This window comes from Algoriphagus antarcticus, assembly GCF_002150685.1.
GTDB classification, from domain to species: Bacteria; Bacteroidota; Bacteroidia; order Cytophagales; family Cyclobacteriaceae; genus Algoriphagus; species Algoriphagus antarcticus.
This window is the reverse complement of the sequence record NZ_MSSW01000053.1, coordinates 56,104-76,045: the sequence shown is the minus strand read 5'-3', so window position 1 is coordinate 76,045 and position 19,942 is coordinate 56,104. Positions and strand designations below refer to the sequence as shown.

At 39.5% G+C, this 19,942-nt stretch carries 15 protein-coding genes; 13 read left to right on the top strand and 2 right to left on the bottom strand.

What is annotated here, in order from left to right:
* The first annotated feature begins 101 nt into the window (after positions 1–101).
* The 12 genes from BVH04_RS17705 (at position 102) to BVH04_RS17650 (ending at position 14,437) form a co-directional block, all read left to right on the top strand.
* Complete coding sequence (locus BVH04_RS17705; RefSeq protein WP_086542807.1) at positions 102–1,646, top strand: 4Fe-4S binding protein; 1,545 nt, start codon at positions 102–104, stop codon at positions 1,644–1,646.
* Positions 1,647–3,113 (top strand): cellulose synthase family protein, encoded by a 1,467-nt coding sequence (locus BVH04_RS17700; RefSeq protein ID WP_086542806.1) that lies wholly within the window; start codon positions 1,647–1,649, stop codon positions 3,111–3,113.
* Positions 3,114–3,118: 5 nt separating this feature from the next.
* Positions 3,119–3,811: a glycosyltransferase family 2 protein gene (locus tag BVH04_RS17695; RefSeq protein WP_086542805.1), complete on the top strand. Its 693-nt coding sequence runs from the start codon at positions 3,119–3,121 to the stop codon at positions 3,809–3,811.
* A 77-nt stretch (positions 3,812–3,888) separates the two neighbouring features.
* A complete protein-coding gene (locus BVH04_RS17690) occupies positions 3,889–4,548 on the top strand; it encodes a hypothetical protein (RefSeq protein ID WP_086542804.1) in 660 nt (219 codons plus the stop codon).
* A gap of 49 nt (positions 4,549–4,597) precedes the next feature.
* Complete coding sequence (locus tag BVH04_RS17685) at positions 4,598–5,476, top strand: hypothetical protein (RefSeq protein ID WP_086542803.1); 879 nt, start codon at positions 4,598–4,600, stop codon at positions 5,474–5,476.
* Between the two features lie 29 nt (positions 5,477–5,505).
* Positions 5,506–6,807 (top strand): glycosyltransferase 87 family protein, encoded by a 1,302-nt coding sequence (locus BVH04_RS17680; RefSeq protein WP_140160610.1) that lies wholly within the window; start codon positions 5,506–5,508, stop codon positions 6,805–6,807.
* Complete coding sequence (locus BVH04_RS17675) at positions 6,804–7,532, top strand: DUF6503 family protein (protein ID WP_086542801.1); 729 nt, start codon at positions 6,804–6,806, stop codon at positions 7,530–7,532. The genes BVH04_RS17680 and BVH04_RS17675 overlap by 4 nt, the downstream gene beginning before the upstream one ends.
* A 45-nt stretch (positions 7,533–7,577) precedes the next feature.
* The gene (locus tag BVH04_RS17670) at positions 7,578–8,327 is read left to right on the top strand and encodes a DUF6503 family protein (protein WP_086542800.1); all 750 of its coding nucleotides are present in this window, start codon (positions 7,578–7,580) and stop codon (positions 8,325–8,327) included.
* Positions 8,328–8,333: 6 nt separating this feature from the next.
* The gene (locus BVH04_RS17665; RefSeq protein WP_086542799.1) at positions 8,334–9,551 is read left to right on the top strand and encodes a bifunctional alpha/beta hydrolase/OsmC family protein; all 1,218 of its coding nucleotides are present in this window, start codon (positions 8,334–8,336) and stop codon (positions 9,549–9,551) included.
* Positions 9,552–9,577: 26 nt separating this feature from the next.
* Positions 9,578–10,588 carry a glycoside hydrolase family 113 gene (locus BVH04_RS17660; RefSeq protein WP_086542832.1) on the top strand — a complete coding sequence of 337 codons (1,011 nt, stop codon included), beginning with the start codon at positions 9,578–9,580 and terminating at the stop codon, positions 10,586–10,588.
* A 139-nt stretch (positions 10,589–10,727) separates the two neighbouring features.
* Entirely contained in the window at positions 10,728–12,434 is a 1,707-nt protein-coding gene (locus BVH04_RS17655; RefSeq protein ID WP_086542798.1) for a hypothetical protein, read from the top strand.
* 29 nt (positions 12,435–12,463) lie between these two features.
* Positions 12,464–14,437: an ATP-binding protein gene (locus BVH04_RS17650; RefSeq protein ID WP_086542797.1), complete on the top strand. Its 1,974-nt coding sequence runs from the start codon at positions 12,464–12,466 to the stop codon at positions 14,435–14,437.
* Between the two features lie 16 nt (positions 14,438–14,453).
* On the opposite strand, the gene BVH04_RS17645 is transcribed toward BVH04_RS17650, so the two are convergent.
* Positions 14,454–16,907, bottom strand: coding sequence for a hypothetical protein (locus tag BVH04_RS17645; RefSeq protein ID WP_140160609.1), 2,454 nt, complete (start codon positions 16,905–16,907; stop codon positions 14,454–14,456).
* A gap of 592 nt (positions 16,908–17,499) precedes the next feature.
* Between BVH04_RS17645 and BVH04_RS17640 the strand changes: the two genes are divergently transcribed.
* Positions 17,500–18,912 (top strand): Gfo/Idh/MocA family protein, encoded by a 1,413-nt coding sequence (locus BVH04_RS17640; RefSeq protein WP_086542795.1) that lies wholly within the window; start codon positions 17,500–17,502, stop codon positions 18,910–18,912.
* Between the two features lie 165 nt (positions 18,913–19,077).
* Here the strand turns inward: BVH04_RS17640 and BVH04_RS17635 are convergent, their stop codons facing one another.
* Positions 19,078–19,941 (bottom strand): 3-keto-disaccharide hydrolase, encoded by an 864-nt coding sequence (locus BVH04_RS17635; RefSeq protein ID WP_086542831.1) that lies wholly within the window; start codon positions 19,939–19,941, stop codon positions 19,078–19,080.
* Between the last annotated feature and the right edge of the window lies 1 nt (position 19,942).

Below are 19,942 nucleotides of genomic sequence, written 5' to 3'. Positions count from 1 at the left end.
ATGAAGAACGCACACACTGGGATGATTATCAATCATGCGAGATTCTCCCGAAAGAAGTTCGGGACAGGCTATGAGGCTTATAAAAATCAAATTATCTACACATGAAAGTGATTCAGAAATTAGGCATCCTGTTGTTTTTGGTAGGTTTGACAGTCTTCACTGCAATGCCATTTTTAGGTAATTATACACTGACAGAAGATCTGGTCTTAGCTAATACGAAGGATATTCACCAGGAGAAGATGGCTGAAATTCTTTCACCAATGTTTGGTGAAACCTATACTTCGAATTTCTCTTTCATCGCAGCTTTTAAGGAGAATTTCAATTCGTATAACGATCCGCTGAAGGAGGAATCCAAGTGGGATGAAGTAATCTGGGATGATTATAGTTTTCCTCTTGCCCAAGCATCTGTTGCCAGTCCCGTCCGCGATAATCCGTGGCTTTTCATGGTATTATCTCTCGGGATAGCAATTTTAGGAGGCTTGATGTATAATCTTCCAAAATATAGAGAGGAGCCTGCAGGAATCAAAAACAATGGGATTTTCCATTCTTCCATGAAAAATCGAGGCTGGATGGGAATGATTACGGGTGCGTATTTGATTCTTTTTTACATCATTTTGTATTGGTTTCCGGCCTATATCGTCAATCAAGTCTGGATGATGACACCACTGAGTATGATTTTGAGTGGTAATCCAGCGAGTCAATGGTTTCTGTATGGCACAATTTACACTTTGGCAATCACTGTCATGGGTGTGCGGATGTTCCGAAAATATAGGGGAAATAAATACCAGCAATTGCGAACTGCTTCTGTGATGTTCTTCCAAACAGCGTTTGCTTTCCTGATTCCAGAAATTCTTGTCTTACTGAATCAGCCTTATTTTGATTTCAAAAATATCTGGCCACTGGATTATGACTTTTTTTATGATTATCAGATTGATACATTTTTGAGTTCAGGTGGTGTGGGGATGTTTATGCTGATTTGGGGGATTCTTTTGATCGTAATTGGAGTACCGGCCTTCACTTATTTCTTTGGGAAAAGATGGTATTGCTCTTGGGTATGTGGATGTGGAGGCTTGGCTGAGACGCTGGGAGATCCATACCGCCAGCTTTCTGATAAGTCACTGAAAGCATGGAAATTTGAACGAGTGATCATTCACAGCGTCTTGGTTTTGGCAGTGGTGATGACAGCTTTGACCATTGCCAATTACTTTTCTGGCTTTGCGCTTTTGGGCAGTGCCACGAATCAACTACATTCGTTTTATGGTTTTGCGATTGGATCTGTATTCGCAGGTGTCGTAGGAACTGGATTTTATCCATTCATGGGCAACAGGGTTTGGTGTAGATTTGGATGTCCTCTGGCAGCTTATCTGGGAATGGTGCAGCGTTTCAAATCAAGATTCAGAATCACAACCAACGGCGGTCAATGTATTTCCTGTGGCAATTGCTCTACACATTGCGAAATGGGAATCGACGTTCGCTGGTATGCACAACGTGGGCAGGAAATCGTAAGATCCAGCTGCGTAGGATGCGGAGTTTGTTCTTCTGTTTGCCCTCGCGGAGTGTTGAATTTGGAAAATGGCCCAGAAAAAAACAGAATCAACGAAATGCCAATAATCATTGGAAATGATTCCATCAAGATACATGCATAAATGATCTTCTTATATCTTTTGATTGGGATTTATGCCCTGGGAATGCTGTTTATTTTCATTTACAGTCTCGCTCAAGGGCATTTGCTTTTGAGGTTTCTCGGCGCAAAAAAGTCACTCAAAGAAGTGCCTCATATTGAGCCAGAAGTATGGCCAAAAGTCACCGTCCAGCTACCAGTATTCAATGAACTCTATGTTGTTGAGCGTTTGCTTGAGTCAGTTGCCAAACTCAATTATCCTGCAGATCTACTGGAAATTCAAGTATTGGATGATAGTACGGATCAGACTTCTGGGTTGATTCAGAAAAAAACAATCAATTATCCTGAGATCAATTTTCAATACATTCATCGGGTTGACCGATCTGGCTTTAAGGCTGGTGCTTTGAAAGCAGGGTTGGCAAAATCGTGCGGTGAATTCATCGCTATTTTCGATGCTGATTTTGTACCGGATCCAGATTTTTTACTAAAAACTATTCCTTATTTCTCTTCGGAAAAAGTCGGGATGGTCCAAACTCGATGGACACATTTGAATAAAAACTATTCTCTTTTGACTCGATTGCAGGCTTTTGCTTTAGATGCACATTTTCTGATTGAGCAGATAGGAAGAAATAGCCAGCATGCCTTTATCAACTTTAACGGAACAGCTGGAGTCTGGCGCAAGTCATGTATAATCGACGCTGGAGATTGGCAGGACGATACGCTGACGGAGGATTTAGACTTGAGTTATCGAGCGCAACGCAGAGGTTGGGAGTTTTTATATCGACCAGAAATAGAATCACCAGCAGAGCTTCCACCGATCATGTCAGCGGTGAAGTCTCAGCAATTCCGCTGGACAAAAGGTGGTGCAGAATGTGCTGGAAAGCATGCGAAAGCAGTTTTGAGAGAGGATTTCCCACTTTCTACCAAGTTTCATGCAATGGCTCATTTATTCAATAGCAGTATTTTCATCGCTATATTATTGGTCAGCCTGAGCAGTATCGGAGTTTGGTGGGCTGGGATAGAAGGAATGATTTCAGACAATCTGTTTAAAGTTGCCGGCTTATTCATGATCGGGTTTGTGATCATCGCCGGTGTGTATTTGGTTTCTTATTTCTATGAAAAGCGTAGTTTCTGGAGGAGTTTGTTCCAAGCACTTTACATGTTGCCGCTATTCCTATCTGTGTCCATGGGGCTTGCCTTGCACAATGCACAGGCTGTTTGGGAAGGACTTTCAGGAAAAAAATCACCCTTCATCCGTACACCCAAATTCAATCTGGAAAGTGGGTCAAGCCTAGAAAGCAATCCTTATATCAAGTTCAAAATACCTGCAACTACTTGGATGGAAGGAATCTTGATGCTGGTTTTCTCAGGGATGGTTGGGCTTCATATTTATTGGCACACTTTCGAGATGTTGCCTTTTCATCTGATGTTGGCTGTAGGCTACGGCCTAGTTTTCTTTTCCTCTTTCAAAGCATACAGTTTAGGTAAGTAATTTCTATGCATACACCGCCCATCGTTGATGTTATCATTCCCGCTTACAATGAAGAAAAATCCATTCCTAGAGTAATTGGGGACATTCCAGCTCTTGTTAGAAATATCGTAGTTGCAAATAACAACTCCACAGACTGCACTGGAAAAGTAGCAGAAGCTGCTGGCGCAAAAGTGGTTTTTGAACCTCAGAAAGGGTACGGGAAAGCTTGCTTGACAGCTATGGACTGGATTAAAAAGCAGGAAATTCAGCCTGATATTGTGGTCTTTTTAGACGGAGATTACAGTGATTATCCGGAGGATTTGCTTGATTTGATACAACCTATTTCGGAGGGGGAATCTGATATGGTCATTGGATCCAGAGCCTTGGGAGAAAGAGAAGATGGCTCCATGACTTTGCCACAGGTCTTTGGAAATTGGTTGGCGACTACAATGATGAAATACATGCAAGGTGCCAGATTCTCGGATTTAGGCCCATTTCGTGCGATCGTTTGGTCGAAGTTGTTGGACTTAAATATGGTGGATGAGAACTTTGGCTGGACGATAGAGATGCAGATCAAAGCGCATAAAGCCGGACTTCGATACACGGAAGTTCCTGTGAATTACCGCAAGCGAATTGGAGTTTCCAAGGTAAGCGGAACGATGAAAGGGGTTATTGGCGCGGGTTATAAGATTATTTATACGATTTTTAAATATTGGTAATCTTTAGACATTAGATTCAAGACATTAGTATCAAGATCCTTACAACTTGCTTGATTTTAGGTATTATACCATGTGAAATGAGAAAATTACTTACAATACTTCTATTAACTTTTAGTACAACTGTTTTTGCTCAAGTAGCTGAAAAGAAAGATTTGGTTGATTTTCTACCAGAGGGCTATGACATTTTTGAAAAAATAGATGGTGACCTAAATAAGGATGGATTAGAGGATAATGTCCTTGTTATAAAAGGAACAGATATAAGCAAAGTCAAAACTGATGAAGATCGTGGGGAATTAGACCGTAACCGAAGAGGTATTATCGTTTTGTTCAATACTAATGGTAACTACGAATTGGCATTAGAAAACTATGAATGCTTGAATTCTGAAAATGAGGATGGTGGGGTTTACTTTCCACCAGAATTATCAGTTAAAATAGAAAAAGAAAATTTGTATTTCCACTTCGGACATGGAAGATATGGTTCATGGGAATATACTTTTAGATTCCAAAATTCAGAGTTTGAATTAATCGGCTATGACGAAACTTCGAAAAGAGGGCCTGTTACAGACAGAAAGACCAGCATAAATTTTTTAACGCGTAAGAAACATGAAAAAGTAAATACTTACGAAAACGAATTAGATGAAGTGTTCAAGGAGACCTGGACAACTATTGAAGTGAAAAGGCTTATCAAATTATCGGAGATAAAAGATTTTGATGAGCTAGATATGACAGTGGATTGAATGTGAGTAATAATATGTCTAGGACCTTGATTTTAGTAATTTTACCCCTATGAAAAATTTATTCTTTCTTGGATTGGTTGTAATGTTCATCTCCTCCTGCGATTCTACAGGCAGAAAAGCTATAAACGAAAAACAATTTGCTTCGCATTGGTATCAAGACAGGGCGGAAATAAATGTCTTTGACCTGAAGCAAATGCGCTACGGCGAAGAGCGGGATGGAAAGGCGGTGATGATTTTCGTGACAGAGGACTTTTCGAAACGCAAGCAAGTGAAGCTGGATGATCCCGCCGGTGCTGGAAAAGATGCAATGAAAGTCATGAAACTGAATATGACTCGAGATTTTGTGACGGGAGTTTACCCTTATCATACGATGCTGTCAGTTTTTACGCCAGTTTATGATGACCTGAATTCTCCGAAAATTACTGCATCTATGACCGAATGGTGCGGTCAATCTTTTGCGCAGCTCAATTGGAAGAACAATAAGTATCAGGCCAAATTATTCTCTTATTTCGAGTCTGAGGGAGATCAGGAAGTTTCTATTTCTGCGATGTCCGAGGATGAGATTTTCAACTTGATCCGCTTGAACCCCGATTTGGTGCCAACAGGCCATTTACAAATAATCCCAAGTTTGATTTTCAATCGATTCACTCATATCCCCTTAGATGCAGAAAGTGCAGTGATTTCCAAACGTAAAACTGGAGCCAATCAAGCCGAGATTGAAGTGATTTATGAGGAGATTGGCAGAAAGTTTTTGGTAAAGTATATGGATGCTTTTCCGTATGAAATTATGTCTTGGCAAGAGACCCAAACCAAAGCTGATGGTACTGAAGAAGTGACTTCTGCTGTTAGGACCAAGGTTCAAATGATAGACTACTGGCGAAAAAATAAACTTCAGCATGAGGTCCTTCGCAAAAGTCTAGGACTTTGAGTCAGCAATCGCAAAAGCTTTTTTTTCCTTTGATCTGGCTACTCATGTCAGCGGGATTTTTCTATTTGTCTTACTTCATTCCACGCGAAAACTTCTGGCTTACGTTCCTTATTTACACTGCTTTGTTCGCAGGAATGCTAGCTGTTTACTTTCTTAGCAAGCAACCCAAATGGATCTGGATTTTTTTTGGAGGTTTACTCATTAGGCTGTCGCTTTTGCTAGCAATTCCGAGCTTGTCAGATGATTATCCACGCTTCCTATGGGACGGGGAATTGGTGAAAATGAGCCAAAACCCTTATTTGGAAACACCAGAAGTTTGGTTGCAAACTCATCCTGAAATTGCAAATCCTTACTTGGAGAATCTCATCGACTTGATGAATTCTCCAGCATATTTCTCAGTGTATCCACCACTAAATCAAGGCATATTCTATATCGCTGCTGTATTAGGAGACCTTGATCCCTGGACTGGGATTGTAGTCTTGAGGATGCTATTGATATTAGGTGAAATAGGAGTTTTCTTTCTTTTGCTAAAGGTTTTCGATCATTTCAAGCTCTCTTCTACGAAACTAATTTTGTACTGGTTGAATCCTTTGGTGATCATGGAAATCACTGGAAATCTGCATTTTGAAGGATTTGTACTATTGCTTTTGCTTGCATCATTATTTGCATTGATCAAGCAAAAGCATGGATTTTCGGGAGGATTTTGGGGATTGTCAGTAGGAATGAAATTGCTGCCTCTGATGCTGATTCCTACATTCTTTACATTTCAGAAAACTCGTAAATCCAAAGCCTTTTGGATAGGATCTGCTCTAGCTTTGATTGTGAGTTTTGGCTGGCTTTTGATCGATGATTCCTGGATTCATTTTCTTCAAAGTCTTAAACTCTATCAAGGCAAATTCGAGTTTAATGCTTCGATCTACTACCTGCTTCGTGAAGTTGGGTTTTGGATAAAAGGCTATAACGTGATTGGAGAAATCACTCCAATACTAAGTGGGATTACACTGCTGGGAATTCTATATTTCTCGTGGAAAAGAAAGCCAGAAAACCCGCTAAACCTTATAGATCTTTGGGTGTTGATTTATTTGATCTATTTGGTTTTACAACCTGTAGTACACCCTTGGTATCTGATTCCAGCTTTTGGATTGAGTTTATTTACAGCTAAAAAAGCCTTTCTGATCTGGACTTTCGCAGTGATATTTTCGTACCAAGCCTATGGTGATCCAAACTATCAGGAAAGCCCGATTTTCCTTTTTATTGAATACGCAATTTTGTTTGCAGCTATTTATTGGGATTATTTCAAGAATAATTTAAAACTGATTTCAACTTCATGAAGCAAAGAATTCTACTCTCAATTTTCTTAGTAACTCTTTTTTTTTCCTGCTCCCCAAGCCCAGAAAAGGAAGCGAAACAACTAATAGAAAAATCCATCCAAGCGCATCAGCTTTCCAAAAGCTGGGAGGATGTAGCTACTGTTAAATTCAAGAAATGGACACGTTTACTGGATGAAACAGGCGCTGTGGAAAGTGAGTCTGAGCAATGGGTTGAGTTTCGCCTGAAACCCTACTTCGAAGCAAAACTTACCTGGAATAAGGACAGTGTGCTCCACGTTGTCAATTTCAACGGGAGTAAAACGAGTTATCAAATGGGCTCGAACTCTATTCAGAATGAGGGATTTCTGAAAGCTAAAAGAGCGGAGATTGATGCTGCTTTCTTTGCTTTTGCGCAGCCATGGAAACTGATGGATGAAAATGCGAACTTAGAGTATGAAGGTCAAAAGACATTGGAAAGTGGTAAAGCCGTTCAATCAATTCGTGTGGATTATGGCCCTGATGCCGATGTTTGGTGGTTTTATTTTGATCCTGAATCTTATAATCTTGTAGCAAATGAACTTCATGCGAAGGATCACAGAAGCTTGATCGAAAACGTTTCTTACGATGAGTCTACTGGCTTTTTATTAGCTAAAGGGCGGAAGAGTTATAGAATCGATGAATCGGGTAAAAAGGTGTTTTTACGTGCGGAATATTTATATTCTGACTATGAAGTAACTTTTGAATAGGAGCTTTCAATACCAGCATATTTTGACATATAAAAATTAGAATAAATGAGATTAAGATACCTTTTAGTATTTCTGGTTGTTTTAACTGCTTTTGCCGCCTGCAATTCGCGCACTGAAGCTGAGAAAATTGTAGATAGATCTATTGAAGCTCACGGAGGAGATAATTACTTCAATTCAAAAATTGAGTTTGACTTTAGAAATATCCATTACACTATTTTCAAAACTCCTGATAGATTTGAGTACATCCGTGAATTTTCAGATTCGACGGGAAATGTAATTGACTCACTTAATAATGAAGGTTTTGTGCGAACAGTCAATGGTGCAAAAATCGATACGCTTTCGGAAGAATGGATCGGTAAATACTCCCGTTCGGTGAACTCAGTGGCCTATTTTGCCTTTTTGCCTTATGGGCTAAATGACCCTTCTGTTTTCAAAACTTCCTTAGGAGAGACTGAGATCAATGGAGAGAGATACGATCTGATCAAAGTGACTTTTGCTGAAGAAGGTGGAGGAGATGACTTTGACGATGAGTTTTTATATTGGATTGGCAAGGATGATTCATTTATTGATTTTATGGCGTATAGCTATCATACCGATGGAGGTGGAGTAAGAATGCGGGAAGTGAGTGGAGTGAATGAAGTCGGTGGAATTCGCTTTCAAAATTACCTGAATCTCAAGCCATCAGATGAATCTGTGTCTGTAGAAAAGATGCAGGAGCTCTACGAAGCTGGAGAATTAGAGGTACTTTCAGAGATAAACCTTGAGAATATAAAGGTGGAAACATTGAAAAACTAATCCAAAATGAATCCAAAACGACTGACATTTACCAATAGAAATGGCTTTGAGTTAGCGGCGCATTTGTACTTGCCAGCTGATCAGAAACCACATTATTATGCGCTTTTTGCACACTGTTTTACTTGCTCCAAGAATTTCTCAGCCGTTACACGTATCTGCAGGGCTCTTTCTCAAAATGGAATAGGAACACTAAGTTTCGATTTTACAGGTCTTGGCATGAGTGAAGGGGAATTTGCTGAATCGAATTTCAGCAGTAATGTAAGTGATTTGCTGGATGCAGCAGATTTTTTAGCACAGGAATATCAAACTCCTAAAATGCTTATTGGTCATTCACTTGGTGGGGCGGCAGTTTTATACGCTGCTGCTGAGCTGAGCGAGGTGAAAGCTGTTGTTACCATTGGAGCGCCAGCTTATCCTGCACATATCCGTCATTTATTCCTAGATAGTATAGAAGAAATTGAGAAAAATGGAAGTGCAAAAGTCACGATTGGAGGGCGGCCGTTTAAGATCAGTAAGAGTTTTGTAGACGATCTCGAGCAAAAGCCCCTCGCAACTTTTTTGAAAAAATTGAGAAAATCTCTCCTGATTATGCACTCGCCGCAAGATAAAATCGTCGAAATATCAGATGCAGCTGAGATCTTCAAGTCAGCTTTTCATCCTAAAAGTTTTATTTCATTGGATGGTGCTACGCATTTAGTTTCTGATTCTAAAGACAGCGAATACATTGCTGAAGTAATTGGGAGTTGGAGTAAGCGCTATGTAGTGGTGGAGGAAGAAAAGCAGGTGAATGATACGCGTGGGAATCAGGTTTTTGTCCGTCTTTCTGGAGAAAAATATACCACTGAAGTGATGACTTCTAATCACCACTTAATTGCTGATGAACCGACGCAGGTGGGTGGCGCAGACTTAGGGCCAAATCCTTATGATTTGCTTTTGGCTTCTTTGGGAAGCTGCACTGCAATGACCTTAAAGATGTACGCAGAACGTAAAAAATGGCCATTAGAGCAAGTTTCAGTCTTTTTAAATCATGAAAAAGTTCATGTGGCTGACCTTTCCAATCCTGAGGAATCCTCGGCTAAAGTAAGCCAGTTTACCCGTATCATAGAAATCGAAGGCGAATTGGATGCTGAGCAAAGGCAAAAGCTGTTGGAAATTTCCAACAAATGCCCTGTTCATCGTACGCTTCAGGAAGAAATCATAATAAAAACGATGCTATCGAAATGAAGAAAATCTGGTCAAGGAATTATTTAATGAGTTCAGTCCTAGTAATCCTAGGGTTGGGTTTATGGGCGATTTTTCCAATTGAGCCAGACTTAATCACCGTTGTCGAAAAATGGAAAGGTGTATGCTGGGTGGGAAGTCGTTCGCCGCTTTTGGGTTCTGAATTGGAGGCCTTGAAAGCAACTGGGGCAGATGCGCTTTCGCAAACTCCTTTTGGCTGGCAAACAGAAAAGACTACACCTGAAATCCGCTGGGATACGAATAATGAGAACAATTGGTGGGGGGAATCTTCAGCAGGTATTAAGGCGACTTTTGATTCATCTGCAAGACATGGCATCATGAACATGCTCAAGCCGCATCTCTGGGTTCGGGGGAGTTGGCCAGGAGAGATAGAGATGAAGAGTGAGGAAGACTGGGAGCTTTGGTTTGAAAACTACCGTGGGTTTATCCTAGACTATGCCATGATGGCCGAGGAACACCAAATCCCCATGCTTTGCATTGGAACTGAGTTGGAATTGACCTCGACCCGCGAAAGCGACTGGCGGAAAGTGATTTCGGAAATTCGAAAAGTTTATTCTGGAAAATTAATCTATGCTGCCAATTTCACCGAGTTTGAGCATGTGAAGTTTTGGGATGCGCTGGATTACATTGGAATTCAGGCATATTTCCCACTTTCTATCAAATCCAATCCTGATCTATCAGAACTAAAATCAGGCTGGAAGAAGCACTTACCAAAAATAGAAAAGCTAGTTCGTACCTATCAAAAGCCAGTCATGTTCACTGAGTTAGGATATTGCAACACCGTTGATGCGGCGGCGGAACCCTGGGTTTGGCCAAATGAACGTAAGGAAGTCGAATTGTCAGAGGAAATGCAAGCGCTTTGTTATGAAGCATTTTTTGAAACAGCTTGGCAAAAGAGCTGGATGGCAGGCGTGTTCTTTTGGAAATGGTATCCGGAAGGAAAACACAGAGAGCCGGATTTCACACCACAAGGGAAAATGGCTGAGAAGGTGATGCAGAAATATTTCTCAATGGACTGAATTGTAAATGCAGGAATCCATAACTTAAGAGTACTCTAATCAGAAGATTATACACGGGAAAATCCGAGATTTAGAATAAATGTTTGTTGAATTGAGGAGTGAAACCCATTAGATTGACACATTACAAATTATTTAACCTATGAAAACCATTCGAATTTTTATTGCTTCTTCATCGGAACTGAAAGAGGATAGGGAGCAGTTTAGGTCTTTTATTTCCCGGGAAAATGATCGATTGGTTACCAAAGGAATCTACCTGAAGTTAGAGCAATGGGAATATTTTAAGGATTCGATTTCATCTACGCGTCTTCAGGATGAGTATAATGATGCTATAAGGCAAAGCGATATGGTTTTGTGTCTTTTCTACACCAAAGTAGGAAAGTACACATCAGAAGAATTTTACACTGCCTACGAGATTTTCAAAGCTCAAGGTAAACCTCGCATTTGGACGTATTTCAAGAATGCCTCAATTAACGTAGGTTCTATTACTGATGAAATAAATACGCTATTAGAATTTAAAAAGAAATTAGGAGATTTAGGACATTTTCATACTGAATACACTTCCGTTGACAATCTGATAAATAAGTACAGAAGTCAGTTAGACATGATTTTGCCCGAATACGAATCGACTTCAAATCCTGAACTGAGGGATAATTCAAAAAATAAGAAAGCCACTAAAGAGCTTGAAATAATAAAGAATACTTTTAACGAAGAGCTGACAGGTAGATTGCTAAAGGCTATTAGTACCCATAACCGGAAAGTAGGAGATTTTTTGACAGCTAATAGTGATTGGGCAGCAAATGAAGATTTGATCAAAACTGCCAAACGAATCATCATCAACGGATATGTGGGCGTGATTGGTGGCCAAATCCGGAAATTGATGTCTATTGGTGCGGAGGACTTTTCAGAAAGTAAAATGATGCGGTATCTGGAAAATTGTCAAATCACTGCAAAGAGGTGTTTACAGCTGATTTGTTATGCATTGATATCGAAGCTATGGGATCACCAGCTGGCTGAGAAAATCAAATTTTCCCGTGCCCAAATGGATGTGTTTATCAAGTTTTTCAGAAATGCAGCTGAAGAAGATATTCCTGCATTTGCAGAATTATTAAGAAACCTATTAGAAGTTTATTCGGTCAATAAATTAGACTTTCTCATTTCTGAATCCATGGATCTACTTCCAAAACTTCAAGAAGGCAGTGAGTTTCTATCTGCATGCGAAAAACTAAATGAGTCATCCCAGCTATTGAAAAATTCCACTTTTCAGATGAATGACTGCTTAGCCGCTGAAAAGAATGTGGCAATAGTGTTAGAAAATTTAAGCTTCCTGGCAGAATACAGAATGATTTCCATCAATGAGATTGACTATAATCAGCAGCGGAATGATAATGAAGGCTTATATCTGCACAATTACACGTTGCTAGTAGGTGAAAATCTTGCAAATAACGATAGCCAGAGTAACGTGAGACGTGAATCCTCACCGGTGATTTCCCATGCGGTGATTATTTTCAAGGATAATTATAGAGAGAATATAAACCTCGATCCCTTTATCATTGATTTTAATGGACTGAAGTTGGACGGCGGGTCAAAAATCTGTTTTTATTCTCACGCCAATACCTATGATGACCTTAATCTAAACTACAGTTTTATTGAAGATAACAGTAAGGTAATCATCAAGAAATCAAGTAATCCCAAGCCGAGTGATTCTAGCTTAAATACCCTCAATACATGGCTTTCCAAAAAGGATAACCGAATAGATATGAACTTCGATAAGGTTTATAGTTTGTTTTTCGAAGCTAAAAAAACCTTAACCGGAATAGAGGAAGAAACCACCGAAGATTCGTTTTAATTTTTTTTAATCCACTGATGTTAATCCCCATGAAAAAGTATCCTTTCAAATTTCTTGACTCCTATCAACGAGAAGATCGCGGTGTTTTTTTCGGGAGGGATGAGGAGATCAACGCCTTGTACGAAATGGTGTTTCAGTCGGCAGCAGTGCTGGTGTATGGAGCTTCGGGTACTGGGAAAACCAGTTTAATCAATTGTGGACTTGCAGGTAAGTTTCAGCCGCATGATTGGCTGGATTTGATGGTTCGAAGGGGGAGTAATATCAACGATTCCTTAGCCTCAGCCTTGGAGCAAGCCGGAGGAAAGATTGAGCAGGGTTCCGATGAGACAAAATGGGTTGACGAATGGGAAGAAGATACCGATAAGGCAGGTCAGGAATTGACCCCGATTAGTAAATCTATCCGAGCAGTTTATCAAAAATCGTTTAGGCCGATCTATTTAATATTTGACCAGTTTGAAGAGCTGTTTATCCTCGGTTCTGTTTCCGAACAGCAAATTTTTATTGAAACAGTAAAAGGAATTTTGCAATCGGGTCAGCCTGTCAAATTGATTTTTTCGATTCGTGAAGAGTATTTGGGCTATTTATTTGAGTTTGAGCGAGCCATTCCTCAGTTGCTTCGCAAAAAACTAAGAGTAGAACCAATGAATCTTGAAAAAGTGAAGCAGGTAATTATCGGAGCTGCCACATTTGAGGGATCTACTATTTCAATTAAGGAAGGCGAGGAAGATGCTGTGGCCGAAAGCATCTTTCACAAGATCAAAGGAGATAAGAAATCACTAACGATACAGTTGCCATTTTTGCAGGTATTTCTGGACAAGCTTTACTTGAATATCACAGGAGATAAAAAGCGTGAAGCACCCGCAGAATTCACTTTAGACAAAGTGAATGAAATGGGTGAGATTGGGGATATCCTGAGCAATTTTCTGGAAGAGCAAGTGGCTGATATTTCTGTTGAATTGAAAGGGAAATACCCAAATCTAAGCACTGAGCTCACTTGGAAAATCCTTTCTCCATTTGCCACTTTGGAAGGCACCAAAGACCCGATTACCAAGAAAGAATTGTTTGAGCGAGTGCCAGATTTAGATCAACAACTGGTAGTCGATGTGGTAGAGGCATTTTCCAATAGCAGACTGCTGCGCTACAACGAGAATACGGATACGTATGAGATTTCGCATGATTCGCTAGCCAAGCCAATCGCGGAAAAAAGAAGTGTTGAAGAAACGGCTTTGCTTGAAATCAAGCGCTTGATAAAAAGTCAGGTTGGAGTGAAAGCTGAGGCTCGGGAGTATTTCACTGAGAAGCAACTGATCTACATAGAGCCGTACTTGGGCAAGTTTAAACTGAATGAAGAAGAGAGTAATTGGGTAGCAAAAAGCCGAGACTCGGTTAAGAAGGAAAAGCAAAAAGAGGCTAAGCAGAAGTACGATGACTTGGTCAAAAGTAAGAAGTCCATGTATTTAAAAATTGCCATAGGAGTCTTTGTGGTGATCACCGGGCTTTTTATTTACCTGGGAGTTAAAGCAAGGCAAAGTGAGATTCTGGCTCAACAGGAAAAGATAAACGCTCAAACTGCCGAAGATTATTCAAAAGAACTACTTAGGCTAGTAATGCGTGGAAGAGGGCCTAAATATGAGAATCTCACAGATGAACAAATCGGAGATATTATTCATGAGGAAAGAACCTATCCTCTTGATAGTTTAATAGAAATAAAAGCATCAGTCAGTCCTTCCAATGTAGGAGGTGAAAATAGAAATTACACCATGTGGGTAGATATGCCATCTTTTCGGAAGGACGAGATCAAAGAAGTTCAATACAATTTTTGTAAAGGATTTATTGATCGATCCCGAGTTTCAAAAGATCCAACTTCTTCTTTTTCGATAGGGTATTTAGGATGGGGATATTGCCCTACTATGAAAATTGATATACTACTTGTATCAGGCGATACGATTCACCGATACTTTTCTTTTGAAGAATACTTTGATGCAATCCCTTCAACTGATTAGGCTCAAGGATCCGGTTTTACTGAATTATCTTAATTAATCCAGCATTTTTCAAGTGATCCTGTGCTGAAATTTTTCCGGAAAGGTCTAGTTCTACTGTGCTCCCAACATCATTTTGATGGAAATGATATACAAAAATCGATAGCGTTTTATTGGTGAGTATTTTGTTTGTCAAATCAGCTGGAAGTGAGTCGTAACTGTTTTCTATGAGTTTTTCAGCAAATCCAGGAGTCATGCTTTCTTTACTCATCTTGGCTGCATTAGATGCTACGATCAAAGCAAACATTCTGAATTCAGATTCAACTTCAAAGAATAAGGATTTGAAAATTTCATAGTATGACAATTTGCCCTCGCCCCCGAGACTTTTTACAAACCGCTCATCGGCTGATACGGCTGAACCATCGATATTAAATTTTTCCAAACTTGTGGTCAACGCAAAGCCATCGGAGGCATAGTAGTAATGAAGTTGTTCTTTGTAACCTGCAGAAATAAATTCCTTTGTTAAGAATTTATCCACCTTTCCAAGTGTCTTCAATTCAGGTTTGAAGTTCCTTTTAATGAAACTTGCAGATGCAAGTGGGGCAAATTCCGGGAAGAAATAGTTTGGCTCATTATCAAAAAAATCAATTATTCCATCACCATCATTATCTAAATCCCTAGCATTACCATACTTCCCAGGAGTTGGGCCCCTTTCAAAGATGTAAGGAAATTTTTCCTGCAATTCATGAAACAAAATTTCAATTGCCTCAGTATTCAATTCACGAATAATAAATCCGTCCTTTTCATATTCAAGTACATAGAGAAAATCACTGTATGAATAATACAATTGTTCCACGTCAAATCCACTAGATGGAATCGAGAATTGATCTGAAGCTAGAAATTTGAATTGCAAGAACTTTGAGGTTAAGTCAAGCTTAGATAACATATCGTATTCTTGACTTATTTCACCCTTATATGAAGAAACCTCATATTCTTTATTTTCCAAAACCGATAAATCAAGCCTGATATTGTAGATACTTGCAAATGATTTTAGCCCTTCAAAATCGTATTTGTTGCCATTTTTAGCTTTGTAAAATATCCGTTGAAAATCTGGATAGATATCATCGTTGAAATAAGGAGTAGATTGATTTTTTAAATTTTTGATATTTTTGGTTATCGAATTGACATCCTCATCGTGAAACTTGATCAGGTCATGAAACAGATTTTTCTCTTCAGTTTCTTCACTTTCCTTTTGTGAGATGTTATAATATTCAATTCCTGTTTCAAGCGATTCTTTCCATCCCACAAGCCTTTTCCGATCGATATTTTTTCTGGTTCGATAGAGTAGTCTTGCGCTGTTTTCATACAATAGCGAATAGGTAAAATGGTAGAGTTCATGATTTTGAGTGATGAAGGCTATGTCGGTTACAGCACTCAATTCTACTTCATTGGATGCGAGAACTGAGGCGATATGGCTGTTGCTCAACGATTCAAAATTCTCCTGAATCAAGGAAAGATTGATAAATGCCTGCGCTGTGGCATACGACGCGTAGGAGAAGTTCTGTCTTAACCCGGTATAGAGCACATCAAACTCCTTGGGATCCAGTTCAGTTTTCAAAAACGGATCTTCTATTTTGGTGATCTTGTTGATAAATAACTTATCTAAGCTTGCGTCTTTGAAAATATAATAGTCATTGTATAGTCTATAACTTTCAAACCAGTTCAGTGTGTCCGTATTATTCTTTGAGGCGAGCTTCTTTAATTGAATATACCTGGAGATAAGGTCTAACTTTTCATCGAGCAAGTAGGCGGTTTCTATAGGGTCGGTATAGGGATGATAGTCGTAATCCCTTTCATTGTAATTGTATTCAGAGACTAATGGAAGTGTGTTTGATCCGAAATTATAGTTACTCGAATCGTATTTCTTATCAATAATTGATGCGGTGAATTCTAGCTCATAAAGCCCAGCAAAATAAGCCAGGGAATCTATTTCAAAGCGATCAGAATTTTTGGCCATTAAAAATATGCGTTTATAGTCTAGGTAAATATCTTCATTGAAATAAGGAGTGAAGAGACTTTTCAGGGCATAGAGTTCTCGATGCAATGCGGTATAAGATCCCTCTTCAAATTTTATGAGTTCGAAGAATGGATTATCCTGATCCAAGCTTGATTTCTGCATAGAAATATTGAAATATTCTATCGCTTTTTCCAGTGATCTATTCCATTCAATAAGCAGTTCGCGGTCGGTGCTTTTCTGAGTTCGAAAGAGGAATTTTGCCTGATTGTAATAGAGTAGTGACCAGGAAAAATTATAAAGTCCAGCATTATCCCTAAGAAACGTGGGATCTGTAATCGATTCCAACTCTTCGATTTCAAAGGGGAGAATTTTCCCAATCCGCTCTTCGCTCAATCCTTCAAAATACTCCTTGGTCAATGTCAAATTGATGTAAGCCTGAGCCAGGGTGATGGAATCATTTTTGACTGGTGGAGGCATTTCTTGGGCATTTAGATTGCCTAAAAAAAATGTCATTAAAGTAAACAACACTAAGAATTTGAAAAGTCCCATTGCTCTGGATTAAATGAATTATGTACGATCCCACTGTAATTATTAAAAAGATGGGAATGGTTGATTAAAAGCAGTTACTAAGCTCAATATAAGCTATAAATTGGTTTATTTCCTTTTAAATTTTTGATAGTCAGTCATCTGTAGTTCCGTGGAAATTAGACTTTGGCAACAATTCATAATTAGCACAAGTCCCAGTCATAAATACAAATTTTTTTAAGGTGAAATCCAGATGTTAATATGACAAATGTCAAATTTCTGCTTCGGGCGGGGTTTACCTTTGAATCGAAGAATCCAAACCGTCATTCATTTAAGGTTTGCTGAAAAGTGCAACTCAACCGCAATTTTTTTACCTCTTATCTTATTGACAAAATGTAATCCTCGCTCATATCATAAGAAGTAGGTTGTCCCACATATTAGTGGTATATGACCGAAAGCCAAAAGCTCTCGTTTTTTTATTTGTAAGGTGTCAGTACTTCCTTCATTTTTTTATTAATTAGCTAAGTCAATAGAACATAGCACTATGAAAAATAACCAGAGAAGAGAGTTTCTGAAATCCACCGGATTGGTAGGTTTGGGACTTTTTGGAGCGGGGAGTACCCTCGCCAATGAATTTGAGGCACTTCCTTTACAAGCTAAAAAAGGTGTCAATCGAATCCAATCCTTTAATATGAGTGGTTTTGCTGCTCCTAAAATTGATACTGTCCGCGTTGGGATAGTTGGACTTGGCATGAGGGGTCCTGGCGCTGTTGATAGATTGAGTAAAATAGAAAATGTAGAGATAAAGGCACTTTGTGACTTGCTTCCTGAGCGAGTAGAAAAAGCAAAAGAACAATTGAAAGATACTCCGCACAAGCCAGATGGATATTCAGGTAATGCTTATTCTTTCAAAGAAATGATGGATCGCGATGATCTTGACCTTATCTATATCGCAACACCTTGGGAATGGCATACTCCCATGGCTGTATATGCGATGGAAGCCGGTAAACACGCAGCCTGTGAGGTGCCTATTGCTCGTACGCTTGATGAGTGCTGGCAATTGGTCGAGACTTCTGAGCGGACCAAGAAGCACTGCATGCAGCTGGAGAATTGTTGCTATGATTTTTTCGAGTTGATGACCTTGAAAATGGCTCGTGAAGGATACTTTGGTGAAGTGGTACACGTGGAGGGTGCCTATATTCATGACTTGCTTTCTTTGAATTTCAACAAGGAAGACGGCTATCAGGATATGTGGAGGCTGAAGGAAAACTATCGAAATGGTAATCTTTATGCTACACATGGACTTGGCCCAATTTGCCAAATCCTGAATATCAATAGAGGTGATCAGATGGATTATTTGACTTCAACTTCTTCTAATGATTTCTCCATGCATGCTGAGGCAAAGAAATTGGCTGAGCAGGATAACTTCTTTGCTTCTTATGCAACGAAGAAGTTCCGTGGAAACATGAATACTTCTATCGTAAAGACCAAGAATGGAAAGACTATCATGATTCAGCACGATGTTTCATCTCCTCGTCCATATTCCAGACTTCACGTAGTCAGTGGTACCGAAGGTTATGCTCAAAAATACCCTGAAGCAAAAGTATCAAAAGGACATGGCTGGTTGAAAGATGAGGAATTTAAGGATTTGGAAACGAAGTACACTCCTGAGATTATTCAGAAAGTAGGCGAGCTAGCCAAGAAAGTAGGCGGCCATGGCGGTATGGACTTTATGATGGATTGGAGATTGATTGATTGCTTGAGAAATGGGCTTCCTCTCGATCAGGATGTCTATGATGCAGCGTTATGGAGCTCTGTTTCTCCATTGAGCGAGTGGTCTGTCGCTAATAGATCCAACTCTATCGATGTGCCTGACTTTACGGGTGGGAACTGGAAAACAAATGATCCTGTAAACATCACCCTTGAAGGTGGAGGAACTACTGGAGTGAGAGTCTAGTTGAACTTAGTAGTAAGTGGTAAGTGGTAAGTAGTAGGTGGTAAGTAGTAAGTAGTAGGTGGAAAGAGGTAAGTGGTAAGTAGAAAGTAGTTAATAATTATATTAGAATAAATAAGAAAAGCCCGCTAATCAACGATCAGCGGGCTTTTACTTTAATAAAATGTATTATTTGGAACGCGCTGGCTTTGATGCTAGTCCTTCATGTACTGCTTGATCCAATTTTTTCTGATCGCCCATGTATTCAGTCAGATCGATTAGGCGAACAGTTCGGAAGTCGATAGGATGGCTTTCACTTTGAAGCGAAATGTATCCTCCACTTATCATCTGACCATCTACTTTTATTTTCAGATCCACTGGATTTACATTTCCTCCACCAATTTGAGCTTTGGAATAGCTTATTACAGTATCCTGACCTACTAAATGATGTACATCACCATTTCCTAAGACAATAAAATTGGCGGTCACCCATTGGTCACCATGATAGGTCTCTGAAGTGGAGTTGATACAATGAGGGGTAAATAGCTTTCCGTCCATCTCCACATTGGTGCCCGGAGTACAAAGATTACAGGTGGTTCTTTTATCTTTTCCATTTCCACCTAGGAATTGAGCTTCTATGGAAATCGGAAAATCCTGATCTTTCAGCATAGTTTTCGGGTCTTGGGAATGAAGCATCGCTCCTGAGTTTCTTGTCGCCCAGCCTTCCCCGCCATTCGCTTGCTCGCCAACGAAGCGATATTCTACCTGAAGTAAGTAATTTGAAAAGGGCTCTTTATAGAAAATATGACCGTATTGCTTATCAAACTGATCATAACCATCATATCGTACTTTCATCAATCCATCTTCCACTCGGAAAGTATTGGCAAAATTATCATTCAACTCATGTGTTCGGATCTTGATAGACCAGTCATCAATGTCTTTACCATTAAATAGCGTTTGCCATTTGGGTTTTTTAGCATCTTCACTTGCATATTGAAATGCGAAACCTAAGCCAGCCAGGCAAAGGATTCCAATAAGAACTGTCTTTTTCATC

Excerpts from the sequence above, each read along its gene's own strand:
- BVH04_RS17705 (WP_086542807.1), top strand. The coding sequence starts at position 102 with ATGAAAGTGATTCAGAAATTAGGCATCCTGTTGTTTTTGGTAGGTTTG.
- BVH04_RS17700 (WP_086542806.1), top strand. The coding sequence starts at position 1,647 with ATGATCTTCTTATATCTTTTGATTGGGATTTATGCCCTGGGAATGCTG.
- BVH04_RS17695 (WP_086542805.1), top strand. The coding sequence starts at position 3,119 with ATGCATACACCGCCCATCGTTGATGTTATCATTCCCGCTTACAATGAA.
- BVH04_RS17690 (WP_086542804.1), top strand. The coding sequence starts at position 3,889 with ATGAGAAAATTACTTACAATACTTCTATTAACTTTTAGTACAACTGTT.
- BVH04_RS17685 (WP_086542803.1), top strand. The coding sequence starts at position 4,598 with ATGAAAAATTTATTCTTTCTTGGATTGGTTGTAATGTTCATCTCCTCC.
- BVH04_RS17675 (WP_086542801.1), top strand. The coding sequence starts at position 6,804 with ATGAAGCAAAGAATTCTACTCTCAATTTTCTTAGTAACTCTTTTTTTT.
- BVH04_RS17670 (WP_086542800.1), top strand. The coding sequence starts at position 7,578 with ATGAGATTAAGATACCTTTTAGTATTTCTGGTTGTTTTAACTGCTTTT.
- BVH04_RS17665 (WP_086542799.1), top strand. The coding sequence starts at position 8,334 with ATGAATCCAAAACGACTGACATTTACCAATAGAAATGGCTTTGAGTTA.
- BVH04_RS17660 (WP_086542832.1), top strand. The coding sequence starts at position 9,578 with ATGAGTTCAGTCCTAGTAATCCTAGGGTTGGGTTTATGGGCGATTTTT.
- BVH04_RS17655 (WP_086542798.1), top strand. The coding sequence starts at position 10,728 with ATGAAAACCATTCGAATTTTTATTGCTTCTTCATCGGAACTGAAAGAG.
- BVH04_RS17650 (WP_086542797.1), top strand. The coding sequence starts at position 12,464 with ATGAAAAAGTATCCTTTCAAATTTCTTGACTCCTATCAACGAGAAGAT.
- BVH04_RS17645 (WP_140160609.1), bottom strand. The coding sequence starts at position 16,907 with ATGCCTCCACCAGTCAAAAATGATTCCATCACCCTGGCTCAGGCTTAC.
- BVH04_RS17640 (WP_086542795.1), top strand. The coding sequence starts at position 17,500 with ATGAAAAATAACCAGAGAAGAGAGTTTCTGAAATCCACCGGATTGGTA.
- BVH04_RS17635 (WP_086542831.1), bottom strand. The coding sequence starts at position 19,941 with ATGAAAAAGACAGTTCTTATTGGAATCCTTTGCCTGGCTGGCTTAGGT.